We start from the raw sequence: 26,174 nt of genomic DNA on the forward strand, positions 1-26,174 counted from the left end.
TTGAAAATTTATTTCTAATAGTGATTAGCAACTTTTCTATGATGCACTGCTGTTTTGCATGATAAGTCAGAGACATTACCATTTTCTACAATTCCGTAAATTATCCAATGATCTGGAGTCTCGAGTCTGGAACATACTTTACAATCTAAAAAAGCAAGTGAATCTGATATAACTGGTCCTCCTTTTGCAATGTTGCTATTTACATCTACCTCAGCAAATCTATCTGCTCCAGGAGCAAATCTCTTTAAAAAATGTCTAAACATTTTTTGATAGTTATCTTCTCGCAAAATGTTCACAACAAAACCTTTTCCAACTTGCATATACGATTCAATAGCTCTATCTTTTGCTACTGCTACTGTAATACCTGGTGGAGAAAAACTTGCTTGACTAACCCAACTTGCGACCATTGCACTTTGTCTAAATGTCGACCCTTCTCCTTGACTAGCTGTAACTACATATAATCCTCCACTTAACCTACCTAACGCTTTATCTAAATTTGAATCAAGGCTCTTCATTGATGCAATATTTTTCTTTTTGTTGATTAATTGACCCAAGTCAGTTCCAGCCTCTTCGAATTGTTGATAAATAATTGGATCTGGAATATTTTTAACTCTTAAAGGCGAAAAGGCTTCTTTCTGGCTTAGTTCTCTTAACTTGCTTGCTAAAGAATCTATTGGCTCATCATTTCCTCCGAATGCATCATAAATAGCCGTAAATTGTTTAGGCTTTAAAGCTGCAAACAAAGTGCCAAGAGATTCTTTTAATTCATTGTCCGCATCAACTGGCCATGTGGGAATAACTACCGCTTTTGATTCAGAAATTAAACCTGTTAATTCCTGCGGATCAGAAGATCTTAAATCAATTAATTGGACTTGAGCATCTGCTTTACTTATGCCATGGGAAATAGCTTGGCTTAGTCGATCACAGTACCCATAATCGCTTATATAGCATACTGCTACAAATTCGTTTCCCTTACTTTTATTACTACTCCATTCTAGATATTTTCCTTTCCAAAAATTGACTTGATTATGAAGCAAAGGGCCATGTCCTACGGCTATTGTTTTTAATTCAGGCAGCTTATCTATTCTTTTAATTGCTTGCAAAACGCTTCTAGCGTTTGGACCCATTAGGCAATCGTAATAAAAACGGAAATCATCATATATTTCTTTTTGATCGGTGTCATAAAATTCATCAGAACAATAATGGAGTCCAAATGCATCGCATGTGTAGAGGACATGAGTGCTGTGGTCATATGAAAAAATTGTATCTGGCCAATGTAAATTTGGTGCGCTTATAAATTCAATATTATGTTCTAAACCGCTATTAGGATTAGTTCCGAGATTTAAAAACTCTCCACTCTTAACCTCTAGACGCTTAAAAGGAATATGTATTTGGTCTTCAATAAATTTAAGGGCTAATTTTGATCCTACTACTGTGATGTTTTGGTTTAATTCTAAAAGATTACCTATTAAGCCAGAATGATCAGGTTCTGTATGGCTTGTAATTAGATAATTCACTTCTTGTGGATTTACATTTTTCAGTAATTCCTTAAACCATAATTCTTCGAACTTTGCGTGACTAGTATCAATAATTGCTAGTTTTTCTCCTCTAATTATAAAACTATTGTAAGTAGTTCCATTTCTTAATCCAAATTCAATATCAAATCTACTACGATCCCAGTCCAAAGATCTTATGGCACATGAATCATCAGCGAAGTTTTGAGATTGAACTGTCAACTTGTTATTTATTTGTGCCAATTTAGAATTACTTGTCTGGGCAGAGGCTAGCATAGGACAAATCGCGTTATACAATAACTTTAGTTATGTAGAATATAAATCCGCGTGATTATTTTTGCCAAATAACCGAAATTACGCTTTTCTTTAATTTTTATTCTTTTTATTCTGGATAAATGACATCTCAACTAATTAAAAAAATAGTTACTGGAGATGAGATAAGAAATGCTTTTTTAAAATTTTATAGTGAAAAATTACATAAAATCATTCCAAGCGCATCTTTAATTCCAGATGATCCTACGGTTATGCTCACAATTGCTGGGATGCTACCTTTTAAACCAGTTTTTTTAGGTTTAAAAGAAAGACCGTCAAAAAGGGCTACATCTAGTCAAAAGTGCATCAGAACAAACGATATAGAAAACGTTGGAGTTACTGCTAGACACCACACTTTCTTTGAAATGCTTGGGAATTTCTCTTTTGGAGATTATTTTAAACGCGAGGCTATTCAATGGGCTTGGGAATTAGTTACTAATATTTATCAACTTTCTGCTGAAAATATAATTGTGAGTGTCTTTCATGAAGATGGAGAGTCTGAAAAAATTTGGAGAGATGAAATTGGTATTCATCCAGATAGGATAGTGAAACTAGGTGAGAAAGATAATTTTTGGTCTTCTGGAAAGACAGGTCCATGTGGACCTTGTTCAGAACTTTATTATGATTTTTATCCTGAAAAAGGTCTGCAGAATATTGATTTAGAAGATGGAGATCGTTTTATTGAATTTTATAATCTTGTTTTTATGCAATATAATCGCGATCCTAATGGAAAATTGACAGATTTAAAATTTAAAAATATTGATACAGGAATGGGCCTTGAAAGGATGGCTCAAATATTGCAAAAAAAGCAAAATAATTATGAGACAGATTTAATTTTTCCTATCATTCAAAAAACTTGTGAGATTGCAAATATTGATTATTTTTCTTCAAATGATAAAAACAAAATTTCTTTAAAAATTATTGGAGATCATACAAGAGCTGTTGTTCATTTAATTTCTGATGGAGTAGCAGCAAGTAATCTCGGCAGGGGTTATATCTTAAGAAGGCTTATTAGAAGAATGGTCAGACATGGGAGATTATTAGGCATAACAAATGAATTTTTACCGCATATTGCTACTGTGGGGATAAATTTAATGAAAAAAAATTATCCTGATTTAAAAAATAATAATGATTTAATTTTGAATGAGATAAAAATAGAAGAAGTACGGTTTAGGGAAACCCTTGAAAGGGGCGAGAAATTGCTAGATGAATTAATTTCTTCGGGTCAGAAATTAATTTCTGGTTTTAAAGCTTTTGAACTTTATGATACTTATGGATTTCCTCTAGAACTTACTGTAGAAATTGCTGAGGAAAATAGTATCAGTGTAGATGTAAAGGGTTTTGAAGAAGAAATGAATGCACAAAAAGAAAGAGCTAAAGCTGCTTCAAGTAATATTGATTTGACATTAGAGGGATCATTAGAGCGAGAAATAGATCTTTTTAACAAAACTGTTTTTAATGGTTATGATTCACTTCTTTCGGAAGCTGAAATAAAGGGCATATTTTTGGATTCAACATTAGTTAAGCAAGCAAGTGAAGGTCAGAAAGTTTTAATTGTTCTTGATCAGACAACTTTTTATGGAGAATCTGGCGGCCAAGTTGGTGATATTGGAACGATATTTTCAAATGATGTAGAGGTCTTAGTTGATAATGTTATTCGAAAGAAAAATGTTTTTTTACATTATGGAATAATCAAAAAAGGAATATTAACTATTGGACAAAAAGTTAAGACTAATGTTAAATCCTCTAATAGAGCTAAGGCTGCCGCAAATCATACAGCTACCCATTTATTGCAATCTGCTCTCAAATCAATTGTTGATGAAAGTGTTGGACAAAAAGGTTCATTGGTAGCTTTTAATAAATTAAGATTTGACTTTAATTCTTCTAAGCCTATTTCTAAAGATCAAATTTCTAAGATTGAGAGTCTAGTTAACTCTTGGATTATGGAAAATCATATCCTAGAAATAAAAAATATGGCTAAGAGTGAGGCTCTTGAAAAGGGTGCAGTGGCCATGTTTGGAGAAAAATATGATGAAGAAGTCCGCGTTGTTAATGTGCCAGGAGTATCAATGGAACTTTGTGGTGGCACACATGTTAAAACTACATCTGAATTAGGTTCTTTCAAAATAATAAGTGAGGAAGGAATCTCAGCCGGAGTAAGAAGAATCGAAGCATTATCTGGCCAATCAGCATTCGACTATTTCAGTGATAGAAATACTTTAGTAAATCAACTAAGTGATTTGTTAAAAGCAAATCCTAATCAACTTTTTGAAAGGGTTAATAATTTGCAAGAAGAACTTTTTAATAAGAATAAAGAGATACAAAAAATGAAAGATGAAATTGCATATTTTAAATACTCTTCATTGGAATCATCCGCAGAAATAGTAAATTCTTTTTCGATTTTAGTAAATCAGATTGATGGCTTAGATGGAAATTCTTTGCAATCTGCAGCACTTAATTTAACTTCTCATTTAGGCAAGAAAGCATTAGTGATTCTTGGGGGAATACCAAATCCAGAAAACAGAAAGTTATTATTTGTAGTTTCTTTAGGTGATGATGCGGTAAAAATAGGATTGCATGCAGGAAAATTAATTAATGAGATTGCAAGAATTTGTTCCGGAGGTGGAGGAGGGAAGGCTAACTTTGCTCAAGCAGGGGCTAAAGATATTGACAAGTTAAGTTTTGCTTTAGATTATGCTAAAAATCATTTGCAAAAAACTTTGGAAAGTTATTCTGATAAATAACTACTTTTTCTAAGACTCATTTCGATTTGATCAATTAATTTTCTTGCCTCTTCAATAGTTAATTTTTTTTGATCAATTGCTGATTCAGTATTAATCCTTATAGATTCAACCAAAGAAGCTGAACTGTAATCCAATAACTGTAAAATTTCAGATTTACTTTCCTCTTTAATAATATTTTTGACCTTATATGAATTATCTTGATTTATATCTATATGAACAACGTTTGTATTGCCAAATAAATTGTGCAAGTTTCCCAATGCTTCTTGATAGGCTCCAGTCATAAAAATTCCAATTAGATAATCTTTATCTTCTTCTGGCTTATGTAAATTAAGTAATGATTTAATTTTTCCATCATCAATAAAATTATTTAGTTTACCATCTGAATCACAAGTTAAATCTGCAAAGTTGCCTTTGCAGAAAGGCTCTTCTAAGTGCCTATGTATTGGTACTATTGGAAAAATTTGATTGATTGCCCAGCTATCGGGAATAGATTTAAAGATTGATATATTTGCATAATAAGTTGACGCAAGAGTTTCTGTAATTTCAGATAAATCAGGGTGGTTGATGTCATCATTATTCAGGTTATTAGAAATTTCTTTTGCGCAAGCCCAGGTAAGTTCTTCGGCATAAGCTCGTTCTGCTAAACTTAAAAATCCTAATCTAAAGGCAACTAAGCAATCTTCTTTAAACTTTTTTGCATCATTCCATAGTTCAATTATTTGAGATAAATTTATTTTTTTATTTTTAAGTTTTTTTAATTCGTAGAAAGTTTCAAGTAAATTAGAAATGATTAATTGTTGATCTTTTTTATCAAAAATTTGTAGTTTGGAACTAACATGGCTTGTTCCTAAGACATTAAAAATTAAAACTGAACAGTGACTAATTATTGCTCTTCCACTTTCTGAGATTATGGTTGGATGCTTGATATTATTTAATTCACATGAATCTTTAATGGTTGCAATTACATCGTTAGCATAATTTTGAAGAGAATAATTAGTAGAGGTGTTGGAGGAGGTTTTAGTTCCATCAAAATCTATCCCTAATCCTCCCCCTACGTCGATATATTGCATTGGGGCACCTAGTTTACATAGTTCAACATATATTTGACTCGCTTCTTGTAATGCGTCTTTAATTACAGCAATATCACTTATTTGACTTCCTATATGAAAATGGAGCAATTTCATTTCGTTTATAAGATTTGCTTCTTTAAGTTCTTTTATTGTCGACATAATTTCTGGGATTGATAATCCAAATTTGGAATTATCTCCAATAGATTTGCCCCACCTACCACTACTTTTACTTGATAACTTTGCTCTAATTCCTATCAATGGAGTTGCGTTAAGTTCTTGAACTGCTTCAATAATTCTTTTTACCTCATCTGGTTGTTCAATAACTATTATTGGATTTTTGCCGAGTTTTCTGGACAAAGTAGCAATCTCAATATATTTTTTATCTTTATATCCGTTGCATATTAATAATGAATTTTGGTTTTCAAGAAGCGCAAGGCCAATTAATAGCTCTGATTTACTTCCTACTTCTAACCCAAAATTCCATTGACTACCAAACTCTATTATCTTTTCCAATATATTTTTTTGTTGATTACATTTGACAGGAAAAACGCCTTGATAGATATTTTCATATTTGTAGGTTTTTATTGCTTTTGAAAAAGCATCATGTAGTGCATTTATTCGATCTTTTAAGATATCGTTAAATCTTATGATTAATGGAGGATTGATTTCTCTACTTTTAAGTTCTTTGACAAGCTTGAAAAGATCAATCTTATTTTCAGATTTTATATCTTTAGTTACTGCTATATTTCCTTTGGAATTTATAGAAAAATATTTATCCCCCCATTTGTCTATTTTGTAAGTCGAAATACTATCTTCAATAGTCCAAATATTTTTTAATTTTTTCGGCTCAAAATTGGTCACTTTATGTCTTATTGATTAATAAATGTTTTTGAAAATAACTCAAAACAATATCTTTTATTTTAATGATTACTTGCCAAGTTACCACCCAAAAGTTGAATATACATAGAGTGATTATTAATTAAATGACCAGAGAGAGAACCTTTATTGCAATTAAACCAGATGGAGTTCAAAGAGGATATGTTGCTGAGATTATTGGCAGATTTGAAAAAAAAGGATTTAAATTGGTTGGATTAAAGCAATTAATCCCCTCAAAAGATCTTGCTCAAAATCATTATGGTGTACATAGAGAAAGACCCTTTTTTGGCGATTTAGTAGACTTTATTTCAAGTGGTCCTGTTGTAGCAATGGTGTGGGAAGGCGAAGGAGTTATTTTGAGTGCTAGAAAACTAATAGGTGCAACAAAACCTCTTGAAGCTGAGCCTGGAACAATTAGAGGTGATTTAGCTATTGATATTGGGAGGAATATTATTCATGGTTCTGATGGAGAAGATACTGCTAAATTTGAAATTGATCTATGGTTTAACGATGATGAATTATGTGAGTGGGAAACTTCTGATTCGAAATGGCGTTCTGAAAATTAAAATTTAAATCTCAAATCTATCTAAACTAAATTTTTCTAAAAAGCTTTTTTCTATTTCTTTGAGACTTTTATTTTGAACTATTTTCAAAAGAAGATCACTTGTTATTGCAGAAAATAAAACTCCATTTCTGTAATGTCCTGTAGCTATAAAAAGGTTTTCAATTTTAGATTTTCCAATGATTGGTTTAAGGTCTGGTGTACAAGGTCTAAATCCCCACCAATGTTCCATTTGTGGCCAATTAATAGCTTCTGGTAATAAGGAGCAAATACCTTCTTGCAGTTCTTTTATCCCATTAGGAGTATTACCCTGATTAAATTTTGAATCTTTTTCAACTGTCGCTCCAACTATAATAAGTCCATCATCACGAGGAACTAGATAAGTTTTTGGACCAAAAATAACTCTTTTCAAGAAATTTGTTGGACCTTGTATTGATAGCATTTGTCCCTTTATAGGAAAGACTGGAATCTCATTAAAAATTTTTTTACTCCAAGCACCACTGCATATAATTGCTTTTTCGCAAGTAATTTTTTTTAGTTCCCCAGTGGCACATAAAACTGTTGCACCAGTAAGTTTGTTTTTTTCTAATATCAAATCCTCTACTTCTGATCCTTCTTGAAATTCAACTCCATGCAAGGAGCATGCTCTCTCAAGAGCACGCATCAGTCTTCTTCGGTTATCTATTTGACCATCTTGTTCAAAAAGTAAACCATGCTTCCAAATGGAATTCATTCCATTAATTTCTGTTTGAAGATCTTTGTGATTTAAATATTTACCATATTTATAAGTGGGAAACTCTTCAAGATCTTCTTTATTTTTAAAAGGAACTACTATTCCACATTTTTTTAAACCGCATTTAATATTACTATCTTGCTCAATACTTTTTATCCACTTTGGAATTAGACTTTGACTTTCTTGGCCAAATTTTAGTAATTCATTTTCGAGTCCTTCGGCATGAGTAGCTAACATTCCTGCAGCAACAAATCCAGCTGATTCATTTCTGTTTTTGCTTAAAACTAAAACTTTGAAGTTATTTCTAGAAAATGCATAAGCAATAGATAAACCTACAAGTCCACCGCCAATAATTAATATTGATTTTTTTGTTTCTTGTGTCATTTAAGAATTAATATTTTTATTTGTGTTTTGGTCCTCTTTTCCTTTATATCCAATAAAATTAATAAAGAGACTTTTGATAATGAACAATTTGGAATCTTGGGAAGCTGTGATTGGTTTGGAAACTCATGTACAGCTTAATACGAAAAGTAAAATATTCACATCTGCTTCAACAGCTTTTGGTGATGCACCAAATACGCATATAGATCCTGTAGTTTGTGGTTTACCAGGAACTCTCCCAGTTTTGAATGAGACTGTTCTTGAGTATGCTGTTAAAACTTCTCTAGCATTAAATTTAAATGTTGCAGAACATTGTAAATTTGATAGAAAACAATATTTTTATCCTGATCTGCCTAAAAATTATCAAATTTCACAATTTGATGAGCCACTAGCTGAAAATGGCTGGTTAGATGTTGAAATAATTGAAAAGAACAAAGAACCCTATATCAAAAAAATTGGTATAGAAAGGTTACATATGGAAGAAGATGCAGGAAAACTAGTCCATTCAGGTAGTGACAGATTAGCTGGTTCTAAGTATTCTTTAGTTGATTACAATCGTGCCGGAATAGCACTGTGTGAGATTGTAAGTAAACCAGATATTAGATCAGGTAAAGAGGCATCTGAATATGCTTCAGAGATTAGAAGAACAGTTAGATATCTAGGCGTATCAGACGGAAATATGCAAGAGGGTTCATTACGATGTGATGTCAATATTTCAGTGAGAAAAGGACCTAATGCTCCTTTTGGTACCAAAGTGGAAATAAAAAATATGAATTCATTTTCTGCAATTCAAAAGGCTTGTGATTATGAAATAGCAAGACAAATAGAAGTTTATGAAAATGGAGGCAAAATTTTCCAAGAAACAAGGTTATGGGATGAAGCTAAGCAACTAACAAAAAGTATGAGAATGAAAGAAGGCAGTAGTGACTATAGATATTTTCCTGATCCTGACTTAGGCCCAATTGAAATAACAAAAGCCCAAAAAGAAATATGGTTAAAAGAACTTCCAGAATTACCTTCAAAAAAAAGAAATAAATATGTTAATGAATTTGGATTATCTGCATATGATGCAAGGGTAATTTCTGACGAAATTAATATGGCTAACTTTTTTGAAGAAACAGTAGCTAATGGTGCTGATGCCAAGCTAGCTTCAAATTGGGTAACAAGTGATATTGTGGGTTATTTAAAAGCAAATAAACTGAGTTTTAGTGACTTAAAACTTAGTCCTGAAAATCTTGCTGAAATGATTAGCATGATCTCAAATAAAACTATAAGTGGAAAAATTGCAAAGAAAATTTTACCTGAACTAATTCAAAAAACTATTTCTCCGAAAAAATTTGTTGAAGAAAAAGGTTTGGGCATGATATCTGATTCTTCAAGTATTTTACCAATAATCGATGAACTTATAACTGAACATCCAGATGAGGTTCAAGCATTTAGAAATGGTAAAACTAAATTACTTGGTTTTTTTGTTGGTCAACTAATGAAAAGAACAAAAGGTAAAGCTGACCCTAAACTTGCAAATAAACTTCTTGCAGAAAAATTGAATAGCTAAAGCTTCAAAGAAGCTCTCTTATTATCTTGATCCATTTATTTTGATCATCTGAATTATCTAAAATAATGTCTGAAAATTTTCTTTTTTCTTCAAAACTTAATTGAAGATTTATGGAGTCATATGCTTCTTTTTCGCTAATTTTATCTCGTGTCATAAGTCTTTTTTTTTGTGTTTCTCTAGGACATTTAACTAACCATATTTCAGTGCAAATATCTTCAAATTTTGCTTCAAATAATAATGGAATAACCAATACTAAAGTTTGAGTATTTTTGTAACGACTGCATTCTTCTATCATTTTTTCTTTAATTAATGGGTGAAGTAATTTTTCTATCCATTCTTTACTTTCTGAATGTTTAAAAATAATGTTCCTTAAAAGTTTTCTGTTTATTGCTCTTTCTGGATTGTTCTTATTATCAATAATTTTATTTCCAAAATAATCTAAAATTTTCTTATATCCATATGTGTTTGGTTTAATTAATTCTCTTGATAAATTATCTGCATCTAAAATTGGAATTTTATTATGTTTTTTAATGTAATTAGTTATGGTTGTCTTCCCACTGGCAATGCCTCCTGTTAAACCAATTCTTCTTTGGTTGTTTTTTGATTTTTGAAGAATATCCATAATATTTAATAATAATCTAATTACCTGTTTCTTTAGTATTGAAGAGTAGTTAATATGAATTAAAATACCAAAAAGTTTGAGCCAGTTAGATTCCAATTGGTCTTTTGTTGATGACAGTAAGGAAATACCCAAGGGGTTTCTTTTTGCTGGGATATCAGCTGGATTAAAAGCTTCTAATAAAAAAGATTTAGCACTAATACTCGCTCCAGAAGGCAGTATTTTTAGTGGGATGTTTACCCAATCAATAGTTCGCGCTTCATGTGTGGATATTTGTGAAGAAAGAATTAAACGAGCCTCGGGATTTGTACGAGCAATTTTAATTAATTCTGGGCAAGCAAATGCATGCACGGGAAGTATTGGATTTCAACATTGTCAAATTGCTACATCAAAGATTGCAGAATTGTTAGGTATAAGAGAAGAAGAGGTTTTAATGTGCTCAACTGGTGTAATTGGTGTTCCTATACAAATAAATGACTTATTAGAAAATTTACCAAATTTAGTGAGTGATTTAAAAGTTAATAGTTTTCAAAATGCAGCCGAAGCAATTTTAACTACTGATTTGACGTTGAAAAAAGTTGTAATAGAGACGATTATTCAAGGTAGAAAGATAAAAATAGCAGGATTCGCAAAAGGATCAGGAATGATTTATCCCAATATGGCTACAATGCTTGCTTTCCTCACTTGTGATGCGGGCATTGAAAAAAAAGAATGGGATAAAATGATTTCTATTGCTGTTAAAAAATCTTTTAATGCAATTTCAGTTGATGGAGAGACAAGTACAAATGATTCTTTCATTGCAATAAATGCGGGGAAAAAAATTAATACAAGATATTTGGCAGTTATTCAAAAAGGAATTGATATCGTATGTCAAAACTTGGCAAAAAACATTGCGAGAGATGGAGAAGGAGCAAATTGTCTATTAGAAGTTTTAGTTCAAGGAGCAAAAAATTCTGATGATGCAATTATGGTTGCTAAATCTATATGTAATTCTGCACTTGTAAAAACTGCCATACATGGCTGTGATCCTAATTGGGGAAGAATTATTTCTGCTGCAGGTAATTCTGGGGTTAAATTCAATTTCAATGAAGTAGACCTGTATATAGGTAACTATCAGATTTTGGAAAAGGGTAAGTTAAATCAATATGATTCGAAGCAATTAACAGAATATATCAAATCTAAAATGAAAGGTAGATATTTAGTAGATGATATTGTGCGAATTATAATAAATTTAAATTCTGGCGAATCGAAAGGTACTGGTTGGGGATGCGATTTTTCTAAAAAGTATGTTGAAATAAATAGCGAATATACAACATGATTATTTATTTCTCATGATTAGTTGATACAACTACTTTTTGAGTACTATTTCTTTATATTATTTTTTGGGTGCGACTGAAGTGCGATCTAAAAGTGCGATCTAAATTTTACTTATTTTATAAATTTATAAGATTTTCTAAAGTAAAAAATATATTTAAGATTGATTTATATTCCCCCAATATTCTTTTGTTTTTATTGATCTATTTGGATCGAAAATAAAATTTTCGAACAGAATTATGAAATTCTTTTTCTGTAATTCAGAAAGTAAAATATAAGTATTTTTTATAAAATTTCTGATATCTATAAATTGAAAGTTTATACCTTCATAATTTAAAAAGTTGTGCTTTAAGTTTAAATCATTAATATCTTCTGGAATTCTGCAAATGAATGTAATCTCTTTCGTATAAACTTTATTTCCCAATAAAGAATTTGCACAATCTTCTAATCTTTTTTCATCAATATTCTTTACAGTTATCTCATATAAATTTTCATAACTATCGTAACTATTGATCTCCCAAATATCAGAGGGTTTTTTGCTAGTTGTATTTGTCCCAAAGACACTTTCATCAACCCCTTTTACTTCTTTATAAGAGGTATCATTTTCTCTTAAGAGCATAATTAACAAACCAACTATATACTGCGGTACTTCTCCTCCCTCAGGACAGTTTGTTGCGAATGATGATAATCGTTCTGCGAACTCTAATGAGAAATTATTAGTTGTTGGTATGAATTTTTTATTTTTACTATCTACTAAATCTCTGTAAGTGAGTAATTCAATAAAAAATAATCTTATGAGATCCTCTCTTTTTGAGGTTTTATGCCAGTTTTCCTCTAATATTCTTAAGAATTTTGCAGCCGCAATAGCAGCTGATTCAGGTCTTCTTCCTTTAGCCCACTCTAAGTCAAGCTTCCTAATATTTTTTGCTACATTTAATGGATCTGATTTACCACAAGGAATTTTATTGCTTTTGAGAATTTGGTAAATCCCTTTCTCATATATTGATCTTGGATTACATTGATAAAAATCATTAGTTGGATTTAAATTAAAATCGATTTTTTTTCCAATTATTGCTGTCAGGACAACACCTCTAAATCCCTTATTCTTAATTGGGATAAGATCTTTTAAAAGCAATATCTCTTCTCTATATATTTTAAGTTTCTCTGGAGAAAAATAGTTTTTTTTTGAATTTTCAATATAGGTTTGAACTATTTCGGCTGCTTTCTTATTTCTTTCAATTGTTGAATTCATCATTATCAATTATCAAAAATTTAGCAATTTGTTTAAAATGTGCAAAAGCATTTATAAACCTTATTGATTAATTTCTAGCCTGAAATTAAAAAAATTGCATTACAAAAATCTATATGGATAAACCATCTGCTATATCTTTATTCTCAGGAGCTGGAGGACTTGATTGGGGATTTGAAAAAGCAGGTTTTGATATTTTATTTGCTAATGATGTAGATAAAAATGCTTGCTCAACTTATAATTTTAATTTTTTAAATAATTCTCTTTGTGCTCCTATTGAAGAATGCAAAAGTGAATTAATATCTCTCAGAGGCGTTGATTGCTTGTTTGGAGGACCTCCTTGTCAAGGATTCTCAGTGGCAGGAAAGATGGATTTAAATGATCCAAGAAGTCAATTGGTACATCATTTTGTAAAAGTTTTAGGAATTATTGATCCTCGGTCATTCGTGATGGAAAATGTACCATCACTTGCCACTCTTAAGAAATTTTCTGAATTTAGAATACAACTTTTTAATGAAACAAAAAACTTAGGTTATAAAACTGAGTTAGTGATTCTTAATTCTTCTGAATTTGGAGTGCCTCAATCAAGAAAAAGGATGTTTCTTTTTGGAATTAAGGATGATATTAATTTAGATATTTCTGTTAGAAAAAATAGATATATTAAGTCTCCCATTAATACATATGAAGCAATTAAGCATTTAGGTTGCCAAGGTACAGAGTTAAATCCTCAGACTTGTAATGCTGAAGTGACTTTAGCTGCTAATCCAATTTTGAGAAAAAGTCCATATGCAGGCATGTTATTTAATGGTCTTGGAAGACCAATCTCCCCAAATGTTCCTGCCCCAACTTTGCCAGCATCTATGGGAGGTAATAAAACCCCTATTATCGATGAAGAGCAATACTATAAAAGTGGATTAAGTTGGGTTGAAAATTATCATAAGCATTTGCGCAGTGGAGGAAATCCATATTTAATGCATGATGCTCCAAAATCTTTAAGAAGGTTGACTCTGAAAGAGGCTGCAATTTTGCACTCTTATCCAGAAGATTTTAAATTTCAAGGCCCAAAATCATCAATTTATAAACAAATAGGAAACTCTGTTCCTCCTGGTTTATCTTTTGTAGTTGCACAAATTGCATTAGAACTTCTTAATAATCAAAAAGTTCATTATGTAGATGACCATCAATTGGCTTTAGTTGCTTAAAAATATAATTCATAAATTTTGAGAATTAATCAATTAATAAGGTCAAAATTGAATTTATAAAATGACTATCTTTTTATCAAAAGCATACGATTATTTTGTTTTTTGAGGACTATTTGTTCATATTTAATTTAAAGAACTATAAAGATATTCTCTTTTCATTACTTTATATTTATCTAGTGCTTCAAAGATGGGTGAAAATAATTTCACCACTCTTTAATTTAAAACATAAGTATTTTTCAGAAACTTTATAAAAATAATTAATATTTTTTCTCTAAATATTTGATGATTATTCAACAATTAGTGTGATGTGATGACTTTGTGACTGAAGTACTGATGTACAACAAAATATTATTTAAGTCACTAACATTTCAAAGTTCAGATCCTAAAAGTGCGATCCAAATGTGATAAGTGTGATCCAAGTGTGATTTGTAAAGATAATATTAGAGCCAGTTATATCAATAGATTAGAGATAGGTGCATAATCAAAACACAAATAGTGTGCATCAATAGTGAGTATACAACTTAGTTAAGATCGATTGCAGGGTAAGCGATCTCAGCGTTTCTAAAAATTCATAAACCGGTAATAAGCCAGTAAAATAATTATTGAAGTTTGTAAACTGCTAAATCTTTTGATTTAAGATCGCCAAGTGCGACTTTTTCTAATCTTTCTAGCCTCGCTAAGAGTTGTTTATTTTTTTCCTCTAGAGATCCAATTTTGGATTCGAGGTTTTCTTTTTCTGTTTTACTAATTTTTTGAGATTTATTTAGTTCTCCTAATTTAAATACAAATCCTGCCTTAACAACTCCACTATCTAAAGTTCCTTCACCATATGATTTAGATCCACCAAAAACATATGAACCACCAGCATTTATATCGACGCGTTCATTTACTTTAGAGGCACAACCAAAACCAACTGCATATCTACTACTGTAAGAACTTGTTCCAACACCGCAACTTAATTTAGATTCTTTAGATGTCTGAGGTAAAGCAGATAATGCGGCTGTAAGTGCTGTTGATCCTGCGACTCCTTCTCCAAGATTTTTTATATTTGCTTTATTAGTAGAAATATTATTTTTGTTGGTTGTAACTTGAGCGTTATTACCTGTCTGTACTTCTACTCCATCAATTAATAGTTTACTACCATCGATATTAATTGGAATTTTATTACCATCAGCGTCTTTTGCATAAAGAGGTTGAACTTTTGTCCCGTCAGAAAGTGTTTCTTCTTCTGATTTTGTAATTAGAGAATTTTTACCAATATGAATTTCTCCATTATCTTTTTTTGTAATTAAGGGATTACCATCAACATTCAAACCCTCTGCAGTTATATCAATGTCATTCCCATCAGAACCAATTTGAATAGAACCATCAGTATTTTTAGTAATAACAGCACCACCATCAATATTTAAACCATCAGCTACTACATCGATATCATTTGTATCAGCACCAAGTTGTACTGAACCATCTGATTGTTGTGATACTATTTTCGACCCCCCCAGTTCAATTGATTTTGTCCCATCTGATTTACCTAGAACTGTAGGAATTTCGAATATTTTTTGATAATTAGAGGTTGGATTGGTTGGAGCGTCATAGTTACTTGTAGAAATAGTATTATTTTTGATGTCGTAGATATATTGTTTATTTTGACCATCTGCTTTTAAATGGATTTTCCCTTCAATAGAGTCTAAAGTAATATTTTCAGAATCAACTTGATACATTTTCCATTGATCTGAAGTCCCAATATCAGAATCTTGAAGTTGTTGATGTCGTAATTTTCTATTTTCTGCACCGGTTACTGAATTGTATTCATATATTTCAATAAAATATGAGTCGTATCCAGGATCACCTCCTTGTGATGGGTCAGTTGGATCAACATAGGTATTTTCTCTCACAGTTATTGTCTCATTGATTTTTATTGCCCAAGAATCATATTCTTCTGCTTTTGAGGGATTAGAACCAATAATTAGAGAAATTCCAATTACAAACAATGTCAGTAACTTTTTCATGATGCCAATCTATTTATTACTACTTTCCTAGATTTATAGTGATTCGCTACCTTCGTTAGATTATGTTTTCATTTATAAATAAATAAATACCCTATTTTTCATTTGAATAAACCACTAATAAACCATTACCCTAGTTATATCAATTGTTTTGAAGATTATATATAAGTTGCTTACGGTCTGCTTACATTAAATTAGGACTTATTATTACTAATTTAATTTAGTCGTACTAGGTTAAACATATCCGTTAACTATGGTTGGATATTCTTTGTTTTTGAACATTTTTCTATAATCATCATGCAATCTTTCAGTTGCTAATTTTCTTTTTTTCATGGCATCTCTAATTAAATCAATGTCATTGAATTTTCGATTGAGAATGGTAAATGGAGTAGTTAGTTTCATAAAACCTCCTTTTTTAATAAATACTAAAAATAAAAACTCAGTCGCAGTAAATTAAACAATTTTGATTCGTTGGATGTTCTCTACATTCTTTCTCCCAAAAGCGTTGAAACTCAGGATCGCATTTCTCAAGTTCTTTTGGGGTTTCGTTTAGATTGAATCCTGCATAATTAAACGCAGTTAAGTATCTTGGAAGAATGTTAAATTGATTGAATAGTTTCATAAGACCTCCTAGATCTATATCTATATTGTCCTCCTATTGACTTGAAATTGATAGAGTATTTTTACCCGAGTAGAAGTGCTTTGTGGTTGTCACGACTATCTTTTCCCATTCACATGGATTAGAAATAATTGAGAAGTCAAAAGCACTTCATCGATTTTGTGGACAGCGAGGTGCATACGACTCGAAGAGGGCAAACAAATGCCCTCTTATTTTTTTTGTTTAATTTGCTGTTTCAGAAAGCATATTCTGTTGCTTATAGTTTGCTTACGGTTGCAAATTAGAAATTTAGTAATAACTTAATTTTTAATTATCATTTACATCTTGCTTACAATTGTATTGACTTAACAAAAGTCAGTTATTGCAATCAATTATTAGTGATTATCTTTGTATAGAAATGAATAGCGAATACACTACTTAATTTTAATTAAATCTATTGGCACATATTCATTTATATAAAGGAACAATATTGTTAAGGTTCCGATTACAGAACCTATAAACCCTCCAATAAAATTAACTAATAGCCCAGATTTCTTAAATGCTGGATCTTCGATTGTTTTGTTCTCAAAATCAGGCGCATCTACTACTTTTAAGCGCTGATTGCTTGTTGGTTGTTTAAGTTGTTGGTGTCGGATGAGGGCTTCGAAATCAGGCATGGAATTTGTGAGGCTATTGAACGATAAGCAGACCAGCCCGTCATTCGACGAGGATCTGATCTGCCTAAATCGTCAACCGCCTCAAATACAGCATTACCAGAAGTTTCCGCTTTATCGAAGGCTGAAAGCAATGGTATAAATGTATCAAAAACATATAAACCAAAATTCTCTAGAGCTGCTTTAGCTTGTTTCGCTGCTTTTTGCTGTCTACAATCAACTTTTACTAGCAAAACTGCGTGGTTAACTTTTAAATTGTTTAATAAATTAGCTAGTTCAACAGTTAATTCTACCGATCTAGCTTTTGCGGTGGTTGGTAAGATAACTAAATCTGATCCATATGCCAAATGTTTAAGTTCTTCTTGATCACTGCTAGCTTGTCCATCTGTGATGACAATTTCTGATGATCTTGATGCTTTAGCAGCTGCACTGACTGGGAAAACTGGAAATGGAAGATTTCCTCTAGATGAATATGCTAATGCTGATCTATTTTTGTCAGCATCTACTACGCAAACTTTTTTACCTTGAGAATGCCAAACACTTGCAATGTGAATACTTGTGCAGGTCTTAGCCACTCCTCCTTTTTGTCCGCAAACAGTGATAAACAATTTTTTAGTTTTATTTCTTTTACTTTGGAGAATAATTTCTTAATGTCAAGAGATATTGATTTTTAATGCTTAAAAACTTATTTTTTTTGAAATATTTTATAGAGGTCAATTTTTTCCGATAACATATTTAAAGCGCTTTATTTATATAGGTTAGTGAAGAAAAGAATTGGACTCGGTACCTGGTCTTGGGGAAATAAGCTTTTTTGGAATTACAAATCTGCAAATGACGATGATTTACGTGAGACATATAAAGAGGCATTGAAAAGAGGTTTTGATTTGATTGATACTGCAGATTCTTATGGTACTGGAAATCTTGAAGGTAGAAGTGAATCTTTGATAGGCAAATTTTTATTAGATACTCCTTCTGCTAAAAAAAAAAGAATTCAAATAGCTACTAAACTTGCACCTTATCCTTGGAGAATTGGTAATAAAGGTTTTAATAAGCCATTCTTAAAAAGTTTAGAAAGGCTTAATAATAAATTAGATATTGTGCAATTGCATTGGTCAACTGCTAAATACAATCCTTTGCAGGAATTAGGGCTGTTGGATAATCTTTGTGATTTAAAAGATCAAGGATTTGATTTTCAAATCGGCTTATCAAATATAGGTCCTAAAAGGTTGCTGAAATTAATTCATTACTTATCAATCCGAGATCAGAGTTTTAAAAGCGTTCAGATTCAGTTTTCTTTACTTGCCCCAAATTTACAAAAACAAAATCAGGTAAAAAAAATTTGCCAAGAAAATAATATTGATTTCTTGGCTTATAGTCCTTTATCTTTTGGAATACTTTGTATTGATCCAGATAAAGACGAAAAAAGAGAAACCAGTTTTATTCGAAATGTCTTATTTGAAAACTATAAAAAACCTACATATGAACTAAGGAAATGTCTAAAAAGTATTGCTAAACAAAGATCAGTTTCCCAAGCTCAAGTAGCAATTAATTGGTGTTGTTTTCAGGGAACTATTCCTCTTGTTGGAATGCGAAAAAAATCTCAAGTTATAGATATATCTAATGTATTCAATTGGAATTTAAATAAAGATGAATTTAATTTACTTCAAGAAGTTTCACAAAATTGTTTAAAAAAAATGCCAAAAAATCCTTTTTCAAGTGTTTAAGTAATTATTTTTGCGGATATCTTCTTATTTTTTTTATTTGATAACTATTCCATAACTCACTCGGAAATTTTTCACCAGTGAATCTAATTACTTTAGGTTTTAGATTTATTAACAAGTCATTTAAGTTTTTATTAGGGACCATTTTAAAGTAGGGGTTTTTAAATAAGATAAATTAATTTAAAGCTAATCTTCTCAGTATTTATACCTATAAAAATAAAATAATTCTTTTTAATACAAGAAATTGCAGCAATATTTACAAGCTAATAAATTATCGATTACAACTTCTTAGTTATTTAAATCAAGTGGAGTCCTTCCAGACTCCTCGTATCATTTGGTTGATAAGGCTGATATAACCCCATCTCCTTAAGGATCAAGCAGCAACTGGTGCTGTTTGACGGGAGAAACTAACGATTTTGTTAGCGTTTGTGTTTTTGCTCTAACCGAGCCGGCTTCAGTCACCTTCCTTATGCCCCGTCGAAACCATTACAACCCCAAAAGTGGAGTTGAGCGGAATCGAACCGCTGTCCGAAACATCGGTTGAGATCACCTAGTCCAATTGGACATTTATATTCTGACAGGCAAAATGAGTATTGAATAGTTTTTTTATTAACTTTTTATCCTATATGAATGTAGTTGCATCATCTCCAGAAGGACTCGAGAAATATTTAGCTGAAGAAATTTCGAATTTAGGTGGAATTAATATTAATACGTATAAAAGATTTATTAATTTTGAATGTGATCATGCGACTTTTTACAGAGTTCATTTCTATTCCCGAATAGCTTTTCGTTTTTATAGAGAAATTGTAAGTTTTACTTGTTATGACAAGCAATCTTTATATGAGGGGGTTAGAGATTCATTTGACTGGTTAGATTGGTTGCACTATGAAAAAACGTTTAATGTTCAAGTCACTGGGAGAACATCGTCCTTAAGTCATACACATTTTACTGCTCTTGAAGTTAAAAACTCCATAACTGATTTGCAACAGTCAGCTTGGAATAAAAGATCAAATATTTCATTAGATCATCCTGATTTTATAATTCATCTTCATTTAAATAATAATAAAGCGATTATCAGCCTCCAAAGTAGTGTAGAAAGCTTACACAAAAGAGGCTATAAACCGGCCGTTGGAAATGCTCCATTGAAAGAAAATTTAGCTTCTGGGTTGATAAAGATGACTAAATGGAATGGCAACGTCCCGTTAATTGACATTATGTGCGGCTCAGGAACATTTTTAATTGAGGCTATTAACCAATTTCTTGAAGTCCCTATTAATATTGATCAAGTTTATCTTTTTGAGAATTGGTTGGACTTCAGGAAAGATATTTATCTTAATGAAAGAAATAAAGCAAAAAATAAAATTATAAATTATGAAAAATTACCAAAAATTATAGGTTGCGAAATTAATAAAAAAGTTTTTGACCAGGCGACTGTAAACAAATCATTAGCAGGTCTCGAAAATTATATTGAACTTATAAATAATGATTTTTCAGAACTCCAATTAAAATTTAAACCTGGGATAATTATATGTAATCCCCCATATGGCAAGAAATTGGGCAATGAAAATGAATTAATTTCTTTATATGACGAGATGGGAATGTTCCTAAAGAATAATTTTTCAGGTTGGGAATTTTGGCTGCTTAGTGGAAATCCAAAACTAACAAAATATTTGAAAATGAAATCCTCATTGAAAATACCTGTAAGTAATGGGGGGATTGATTGCAGATGGATAAAGTATTTAATAAGGTAATTTATTTTTTGCCTAAAACTGCTTTTGTCGTCTTGCCTAAACCCTCTAATGTTTGAGGCAGATAGGGACCTTTGGCTAATTTTCCACCAAGCTTCAGACTTAAGCCTGCAAGAAATAAATCGATAAATATTATGATTAATAAATTGTATTCAATATTCCAGTTATTAGATTTTTTTAGCCAAAGATAACAAATAATATGAAGGCAAATTAGAACTATCAATAGTAATATGCTTCCAATTGCCAAGAATATTCCACCGCTAATTAATCTTCTTTTTTCTCTATCTACTTCTTGAAGGGCTATTCTTACATGCAAATCCATCACTGAACTTGCTATTGCGGAAATTCTTGAAGCGGTATTTGCAAAGTTTTTATTTTTTGGTTTTTCCATATTATTTTCTACCACTTTTGAGGATAGTTCCTATAAGTAACCCAATACCGGCGGCAATAGCAATAGATAAAATTGGTTTTTTTCTAATGGGATTTTCTATTTTTGGTCTAAGTGTATTGTTAAGTTCTTCTAATAACTCTTCTAATTGACTTTCAATAGGTTCAATTTTTTCTGAGATCTCCCACTGATTTTCTCGGATTGAATCAATAATCTCAAATACTTGACTCTTTATTCCAATTACAGATGTTCCAGTATGGCTTGCTATTACCTCAACTAAATCATCGATATTTCCTTTTGTAGTTTCCAGTGTTTGTTGAGCTATGGTAGGCCATTTTTCTTTTATTAAAGGTATTAAACTGTCAATTTTTTCAAGTAACCATTTCTCAGAAATAACTTCTTGTTCAGGAAGTTCAGAATTATCTTCTTTTTCTTCTATGTCTTTGGGAGGATGGTAAGTCTCCATTCTTTAAACTTATTTATTTTAAGATTAGACCCTATTTTCTTAATTTGGAACCCTTGTCTAAAGATTTGTGCAATTTATATAGAACAAAAACATATAAAAGTTTATTTACATTTTATTTATCTACTCTGTTCTGTAAGAAGGTTTTGTTAAGCTATTACTGAATTTATTATATGAGTTTAAATTTCATTATGGATATCACATTTGCATCATTAATTTTTGCATCTCGCACAATCCCTACAGATTTTGGATTAGTAGCAGCAGCTATCGCAGGAGCTGGAAGTTTACTATTCATTGCTTTAAGATTTGTCCCTGATGCAAGTAATTAAAAAAGAGGAACCTTCTTAACAAAATATTTTTATCTCAAATTTGTTTTGATAATAGATTCAATTTATTTATCAACTAGATAATGAATAAATGGGTTTTGCTTGAACATAAAGTATATTCGGGTGACTCTTTAGATACTCATTACGATTTTCTTGTTGAAAGTGAAATAGATTGTTTAACTTGGAAATTTTTAAAACTTCCTTTATTAAATAAAGCTTCTATAGAAATTCTTAAACAGCCAAATCATAGACTTGTATGGCTATCAAGGGAAGAACATGAACTTTCTGGAAACCGAGGCTTCGTAAAAAGAATTGATCATGGAATATTTAAAAACGTTTCTAATAAATTGGATTCTGAATGTTTCAGATTCATTTTGGACGGTAAACTTCTTTATGGTTTGTTTGAAATTTCGGGCAATTCCTGTAGATTGAGCAAAAATAATTAATATTAATTTATAAATAATCGTAATATTTCTATTGAGAATTTTTGCAAATTAGTTATTCTTATTTAGCTATTGAGACTTGAGATTGGTACATATCAATCAGGTCGAGTTTGAAAATTTTAAATCTTTTGGGGGAAGTGTAAAAATTCCTCTTGAAGAAGGTTTTACAGTGGTTACGGGTCCTAACGGTTCTGGGAAAAGTAATATTTTAGATGGAATTTTATTCTGTTTAGGATTAGCTAATAGTAGAGGGATGCGGGCAGAAAGATTACCAGATTTAATAAATAACTCTAAAGTTAAAGATGGTAAGTCATCTGAAACAACTGTATCGGTAAAATTTAATATTCAAGACTGGTCTCCCAGAGAGGACCTGCCTCCATTGGAACTAGAAGAAGAAGAAATTTCTCTTAATAAGGGTCAAAAGGAATGGGTAGTTTCTAGAAAATTAAGGCTTATGCCTGGTGGTTCTTATGCTTCTACTTATACTTCTGATGGAAAACAATGTACCTTGCAACAAATACAGAAAATATTAAGGGATATTAGTGTTGATCCTGAGGGTAGCAATGTTGTTATGCAGGGTGATGTAACAAGAATAGTATCAATGAATAATAAAGAGAGGAGAAATCTTATTGACGAATTAGCAGGAGTCTCACTTTTTGATACGAGAATAGAACAAACTAATGCAAAATTAAATGACGTTTTTGAAAGACAAGAAAGGTGTGAAATTTTAGAAAATGAATTGCAATCTGGTAAAAATAAACTTGAAAAAGAATGTGAAAAAGCTAAGAGATATAAAGAGTTAAAGGCAAAACTGCTTCAAATAATGGAATTAGAGAAAGTTCTTATTTTTGAAAACCAAGTTAAGCATGTTGAATCTATAAAGAAAAAAGAAACGCAAATTGAAAAAAATAAAATATTATTTAATGAGCATAAAGAATCTATTAATAAAGAAATATTAGTCTTAGAAGGTTCTTTAAAAATACTGGTTGATGAGCTTAAGGAGAAAGGAGAGGATACTTTGATAAAAGTCAATTCTGATATAGGAAGTATTAATTCTAGCTTGAGAGAACTTGATAGAATATCAAGTTTGAATAAAGAAGAGGGCATTAAATTACAAAAGCAAAGAGATGAGATTGCAATATCTAAGAGAAATATCGATTCAGAAAAGATGAAACAAGAAAATTTTGATGATGATTTTTTAAATAAATTGAACTTGCAAATTGATAATCTTACTTTAAAACACAAATTATCTAGAAAAAAACTTTCTGATGCAGCGGGAGAATCTGGAGAATTCTCAAAACAAAGCATAAAATTAAATTCTGAGCTTGAAAGTATAAAAAATAAAATTAAGCCTTTGGAAATAAAAAAAAGGAGGTTTGAAGAAGAAACTATTCAAAATAATATTCAGAAAGATGAAATATCTGCTCAGATCGACGCTTTAGCTTTAGAAAAGCAGCAACTTTTAGAGGGAAACCAAAGAAAAAAAGAGACGTCCGACATCAATCACAATAACTTGGCAAGTAATAGCTCAGAAATTAACTTTTTAAAAAATGAAATTGATTTATTAAACAAAACTAAATTAAGGTTAAACAACGAGCAATTAAGGCTTGAAAAGGATTTATCTAGATTTGAAAGTAGAAAGGAAGCTCTAAATGAATCCAGAGGTTCGTATGCTCTCAGAATTCTTTTAGAAGCAGGCTTGGAGGGTATACATGGCTATGTGGCTCAACTTGGAGAGGTAAGTGAGAAAAATAGATATGCATTGGAAATTGCGGCAGGCAATAGACTCGGACAAATTGTTGTTGATAATGATCATATTGCCGCTAAAGCAATTGAAATTCTTAAAAAAAAGAAGGCTGGAAGATTAACTTTTTTACCTTTAAATAGAATTAGAATTCAAAAGAAGAATCATGCAATTTCAAGATTTGATCATAATAGAGAGCTTGGATTTATTGATAAAGCTATTAATCTAATTACTTTTGATGAAGTTTATTCAGATGTTTTTAGATATGTTTTTGGAGATACGTTGGTTTTTTCAGACTTAGCCTCAGCTAGGTTATCTAAACAAAAAATTAGGTTGGTTACTTTAGGTGGTGAATTATTAGAAGCAAGTGGTGCTATTACAGGCGGAAGCAAGTTAAATAAAGATTTAGCTTATAGATTTGGAATTAATAATGACCTTGATGACTCTATACCTATAAAAGAAAGATTGTTGGTTATTAAAGAAGCTTTAAAAGAGTCAAATAATGATTTGATCACAAAAAATGATAGGCTTAATAAATTAAATTCTAATCGCAGTCAAATAATTGAGAATTGTGCTTCGTTCAACAAAGAAATCGAAGTGAATAAAAATTCTCTTGAAGTTGTCATGAAAAGAATTGAAGACTGTAAATCGAGATTAAATAAACTTGAAAGTGCTAATAATGCATTAGTTAAGGATTTAGATCGTTTGAAAAATGAATTGAAGCCTCATTATGATAAGTTTGATCAATTGCAAAGTATTCTGAAGGAGAATTATGTAAAAAATCAAAAATCTTCATTAATAGCTTTTAATAGCGATTTTAATAATCTTGATAAAAAACTTGAATTAGTTATTAAGGAGAGAGATACATTATTAGATAAGAAGAATAAATTAGCTTTAAATAAAGAACGTATCAACAATTCATTAAAAATTATATTGTTACAAGAAAAAAACTTGCAGGAATCTATCAAAGAACTTGCAATTGCTCATAGTGAATGGATAGAAAAAAGAGATAAATTTAAAAAAGAGCTTTTAGTCCTTAATAATCAGAAAAATTCCTTAGAGAAGGATTTAGGTTTTTTGAGAAGGAAAAGAGATGAATTAAACTCTTCAATTTCAAATAAAAGGCAAGAACATAACAATTATCTATTAAAGCTGGAATACCTTGAAAGAGATATCGATTCTCTTAAAGAAGAGATGAGGAGCGAGAAAATAAAATTGGAAAATTATAAAAAAGATTTGCCTAATCCTTACCCGGAGTTTGGAGAATATGAAGGGAAGAGTCTGGAATCTTTGCAATCAGAAATCTCGACTATAAATTTAAAACTACAAAGTTTAGAACCAGTAAATATGTTAGCTCTTGATGAATTAGAAGAATTAATTCAGAGATTAAATGGCTTACGAGAAAAATTAGAAATTCTATCTAATGAAAGATCTGAATTATTGCTGAGAATAGAAACTGTATCAACAATGCGTCAGGAGGCGTTTATGCAAGCATTTGTGGAAGTTGATAAACACTTTAGAGAAATATTTGCCAATTTATCTGATGGAGATGGTTTTCTTCAACTTGAAAATCCTAACTCTCCTTTGGATGGAGGCTTAACTTTAGTAGCTCATCCTAAAGGAAAAAATGTCAGGAGATTAGCCTCTATGTCAGGCGGTGAAAAATCATTAACTGCTTTAAGTTTTTTATTTGCTTTGCAAAAGTATAAACCTTCTCCTTTTTATGCATTAGATGAGGTTGATAGTTTTTTAGATGGTATCAATGTTGAAAGGTTGTCAAAACTAATATCTAATCAGTCATCAAATGCACAATTTATAGTAGTAAGTCATAGAAGGCCTATGATAGGTGCGTCTGAACGAACAATTGGTGTCGCGCAAGCAAGAGGTGCTAATACGCAAGTTGTTGGGTTACCAAATGCTGCATAAACACACTTT

Annotated in this window: 21 protein-coding genes; 10 read left to right on the top strand and 11 right to left on the bottom strand. The window is 30.9% G+C overall.

Annotated features, from left to right (window positions below; all coding sequences use genetic code 11):
• Positions 1-14: 14 nt before the first annotated feature.
• Complete coding sequence (locus SOI86_RS06795; protein WP_320681080.1) at positions 15-1,790, bottom strand: diflavin flavoprotein; 1,776 nt, start codon at positions 1,788-1,790, stop codon at positions 15-17.
• Between the two features lie 119 nt (positions 1,791-1,909).
• Between SOI86_RS06795 and alaS the strand changes: the two genes are divergently transcribed.
• Entirely contained in the window at positions 1,910-4,570 is a 2,661-nt protein-coding gene (gene alaS, locus SOI86_RS06800; RefSeq protein ID WP_320681081.1) for an alanine--tRNA ligase, read from the top strand.
• Here alaS and speA read toward each other — a convergent pair.
• Positions 4,555-6,501 (bottom strand): biosynthetic arginine decarboxylase, encoded by a 1,947-nt coding sequence (speA, locus tag SOI86_RS06805; protein WP_320681082.1) that lies wholly within the window; start codon positions 6,499-6,501, stop codon positions 4,555-4,557. The two genes, alaS and speA, sit on opposite strands and share 16 nt — an antisense overlap.
• A 122-nt stretch (positions 6,502-6,623) precedes the next feature.
• Between speA and ndk the strand changes: the two genes are divergently transcribed.
• Positions 6,624-7,082, top strand: a complete 459-nt coding sequence (gene ndk / locus SOI86_RS06810) for a nucleoside-diphosphate kinase (RefSeq protein ID WP_320681083.1) — start codon at positions 6,624-6,626, stop codon at positions 7,080-7,082.
• A 3-nt stretch (positions 7,083-7,085) separates the two neighbouring features.
• Here the strand turns inward: ndk and thiO are convergent, their stop codons facing one another.
• Positions 7,086-8,195, bottom strand: coding sequence for a glycine oxidase ThiO (gene thiO / locus SOI86_RS06815; RefSeq protein WP_320681084.1), 1,110 nt, complete (start codon positions 8,193-8,195; stop codon positions 7,086-7,088).
• A gap of 79 nt (positions 8,196-8,274) precedes the next feature.
• Here thiO and gatB point away from each other — a divergent pair, with 79 nt between their 5' ends.
• Complete coding sequence (gene gatB / locus SOI86_RS06820; protein ID WP_320681085.1) at positions 8,275-9,747, top strand: Asp-tRNA(Asn)/Glu-tRNA(Gln) amidotransferase subunit GatB; 1,473 nt, start codon at positions 8,275-8,277, stop codon at positions 9,745-9,747.
• Between the two features lie 4 nt (positions 9,748-9,751).
• Here the strand turns inward: gatB and coaE are convergent, their stop codons facing one another.
• Positions 9,752-10,369: a dephospho-CoA kinase gene (gene coaE / locus SOI86_RS06825; RefSeq protein WP_320681086.1), complete on the bottom strand. Its 618-nt coding sequence runs from the start codon at positions 10,367-10,369 to the stop codon at positions 9,752-9,754.
• A 76-nt stretch (positions 10,370-10,445) separates the two neighbouring features.
• Here coaE and argJ point away from each other — a divergent pair, with 76 nt between their 5' ends.
• Complete coding sequence (gene argJ, locus SOI86_RS06830) at positions 10,446-11,684, top strand: bifunctional glutamate N-acetyltransferase/amino-acid acetyltransferase ArgJ (RefSeq protein WP_320681087.1); 1,239 nt, start codon at positions 10,446-10,448, stop codon at positions 11,682-11,684.
• Positions 11,685-11,837: 153 nt separating this feature from the next.
• Here the strand turns inward: argJ and SOI86_RS06835 are convergent, their stop codons facing one another.
• Entirely contained in the window at positions 11,838-12,935 is a 1,098-nt protein-coding gene (locus tag SOI86_RS06835; RefSeq protein ID WP_320681088.1) for a hypothetical protein, read from the bottom strand.
• A 110-nt stretch (positions 12,936-13,045) separates the two neighbouring features.
• On the opposite strand from SOI86_RS06835, the gene SOI86_RS06840 reads away from it, so the two are divergent.
• Positions 13,046-14,131, top strand: coding sequence for a DNA cytosine methyltransferase (locus tag SOI86_RS06840; RefSeq protein ID WP_320681089.1), 1,086 nt, complete (start codon positions 13,046-13,048; stop codon positions 14,129-14,131).
• A gap of 599 nt (positions 14,132-14,730) precedes the next feature.
• On the opposite strand, the gene SOI86_RS06845 is transcribed toward SOI86_RS06840, so the two are convergent.
• The 4 genes from SOI86_RS06845 to SOI86_RS06860 all read right to left on the bottom strand — a co-directional run bounded on the left by SOI86_RS06845 (position 14,731) and on the right by SOI86_RS06860 (position 18,014).
• Entirely contained in the window at positions 14,731-16,137 is a 1,407-nt protein-coding gene (locus SOI86_RS06845) for a YadA-like family protein (RefSeq protein ID WP_320681090.1), read from the bottom strand.
• A 231-nt stretch (positions 16,138-16,368) separates the two neighbouring features.
• Positions 16,369-16,536 carry a hypothetical protein gene (locus tag SOI86_RS06850; RefSeq protein WP_320681091.1) on the bottom strand — a complete coding sequence of 56 codons (168 nt, stop codon included), beginning with the start codon at positions 16,534-16,536 and terminating at the stop codon, positions 16,369-16,371.
• 37 nt (positions 16,537-16,573) lie between these two features.
• Positions 16,574-16,756 carry a hypothetical protein gene (locus SOI86_RS06855; protein WP_320681092.1) on the bottom strand — a complete coding sequence of 61 codons (183 nt, stop codon included), beginning with the start codon at positions 16,754-16,756 and terminating at the stop codon, positions 16,574-16,576.
• 586 nt (positions 16,757-17,342) lie between these two features.
• Positions 17,343-18,014 carry a ParA family protein gene (locus SOI86_RS06860; RefSeq protein ID WP_320681093.1) on the bottom strand — a complete coding sequence of 224 codons (672 nt, stop codon included), beginning with the start codon at positions 18,012-18,014 and terminating at the stop codon, positions 17,343-17,345.
• Positions 18,015-18,167: 153 nt separating this feature from the next.
• On the opposite strand from SOI86_RS06860, the gene SOI86_RS06865 reads away from it, so the two are divergent.
• Together SOI86_RS06865 and SOI86_RS06870 are read left to right on the top strand one after the other, a co-directional pair.
• Positions 18,168-19,130 (top strand): aldo/keto reductase, encoded by a 963-nt coding sequence (locus SOI86_RS06865; RefSeq protein ID WP_320681094.1) that lies wholly within the window; start codon positions 18,168-18,170, stop codon positions 19,128-19,130.
• A gap of 623 nt (positions 19,131-19,753) precedes the next feature.
• Positions 19,754-20,878, top strand: a complete 1,125-nt coding sequence (locus SOI86_RS06870) for a class I SAM-dependent RNA methyltransferase (protein ID WP_320681095.1) — start codon at positions 19,754-19,756, stop codon at positions 20,876-20,878.
• Position 20,879: 1 nt separating this feature from the next.
• On the opposite strand, the gene SOI86_RS06875 is transcribed toward SOI86_RS06870, so the two are convergent.
• Positions 20,880-21,266, bottom strand: a complete 387-nt coding sequence (locus SOI86_RS06875; RefSeq protein ID WP_320681096.1) for a phage holin family protein — start codon at positions 21,264-21,266, stop codon at positions 20,880-20,882.
• 1 nt (position 21,267) lies between these two features.
• Positions 21,268-21,729 carry a hypothetical protein gene (locus SOI86_RS06880; protein WP_320681097.1) on the bottom strand — a complete coding sequence of 154 codons (462 nt, stop codon included), beginning with the start codon at positions 21,727-21,729 and terminating at the stop codon, positions 21,268-21,270.
• Between the two features lie 188 nt (positions 21,730-21,917).
• On the opposite strand from SOI86_RS06880, the gene SOI86_RS06885 reads away from it, so the two are divergent.
• The 3 genes from SOI86_RS06885 to smc all read left to right on the top strand — a co-directional run bounded on the left by SOI86_RS06885 (position 21,918) and on the right by smc (position 26,165).
• On the top strand, positions 21,918-22,055 hold the full coding sequence (locus SOI86_RS06885; RefSeq protein ID WP_002806908.1) for a hypothetical protein: 138 nt from the start codon (positions 21,918-21,920) through the stop codon (positions 22,053-22,055).
• 80 nt (positions 22,056-22,135) lie between these two features.
• A complete protein-coding gene (locus tag SOI86_RS06890; RefSeq protein WP_320681098.1) occupies positions 22,136-22,498 on the top strand; it encodes a hypothetical protein in 363 nt (120 codons plus the stop codon).
• 76 nt (positions 22,499-22,574) lie between these two features.
• The gene (gene smc / locus SOI86_RS06895) at positions 22,575-26,165 is read left to right on the top strand and encodes a chromosome segregation protein SMC (RefSeq protein ID WP_320681099.1); all 3,591 of its coding nucleotides are present in this window, start codon (positions 22,575-22,577) and stop codon (positions 26,163-26,165) included.
• The last annotated feature ends 9 nt before the right edge of the window (positions 26,166-26,174 follow it).

It is taken from the genome of Prochlorococcus sp. MIT 1314 (assembly GCF_034093315.1).
Classification (GTDB): domain Bacteria; phylum Cyanobacteriota; class Cyanobacteriia; order PCC-6307; family Cyanobiaceae; genus Prochlorococcus_A; species Prochlorococcus_A marinus_Y.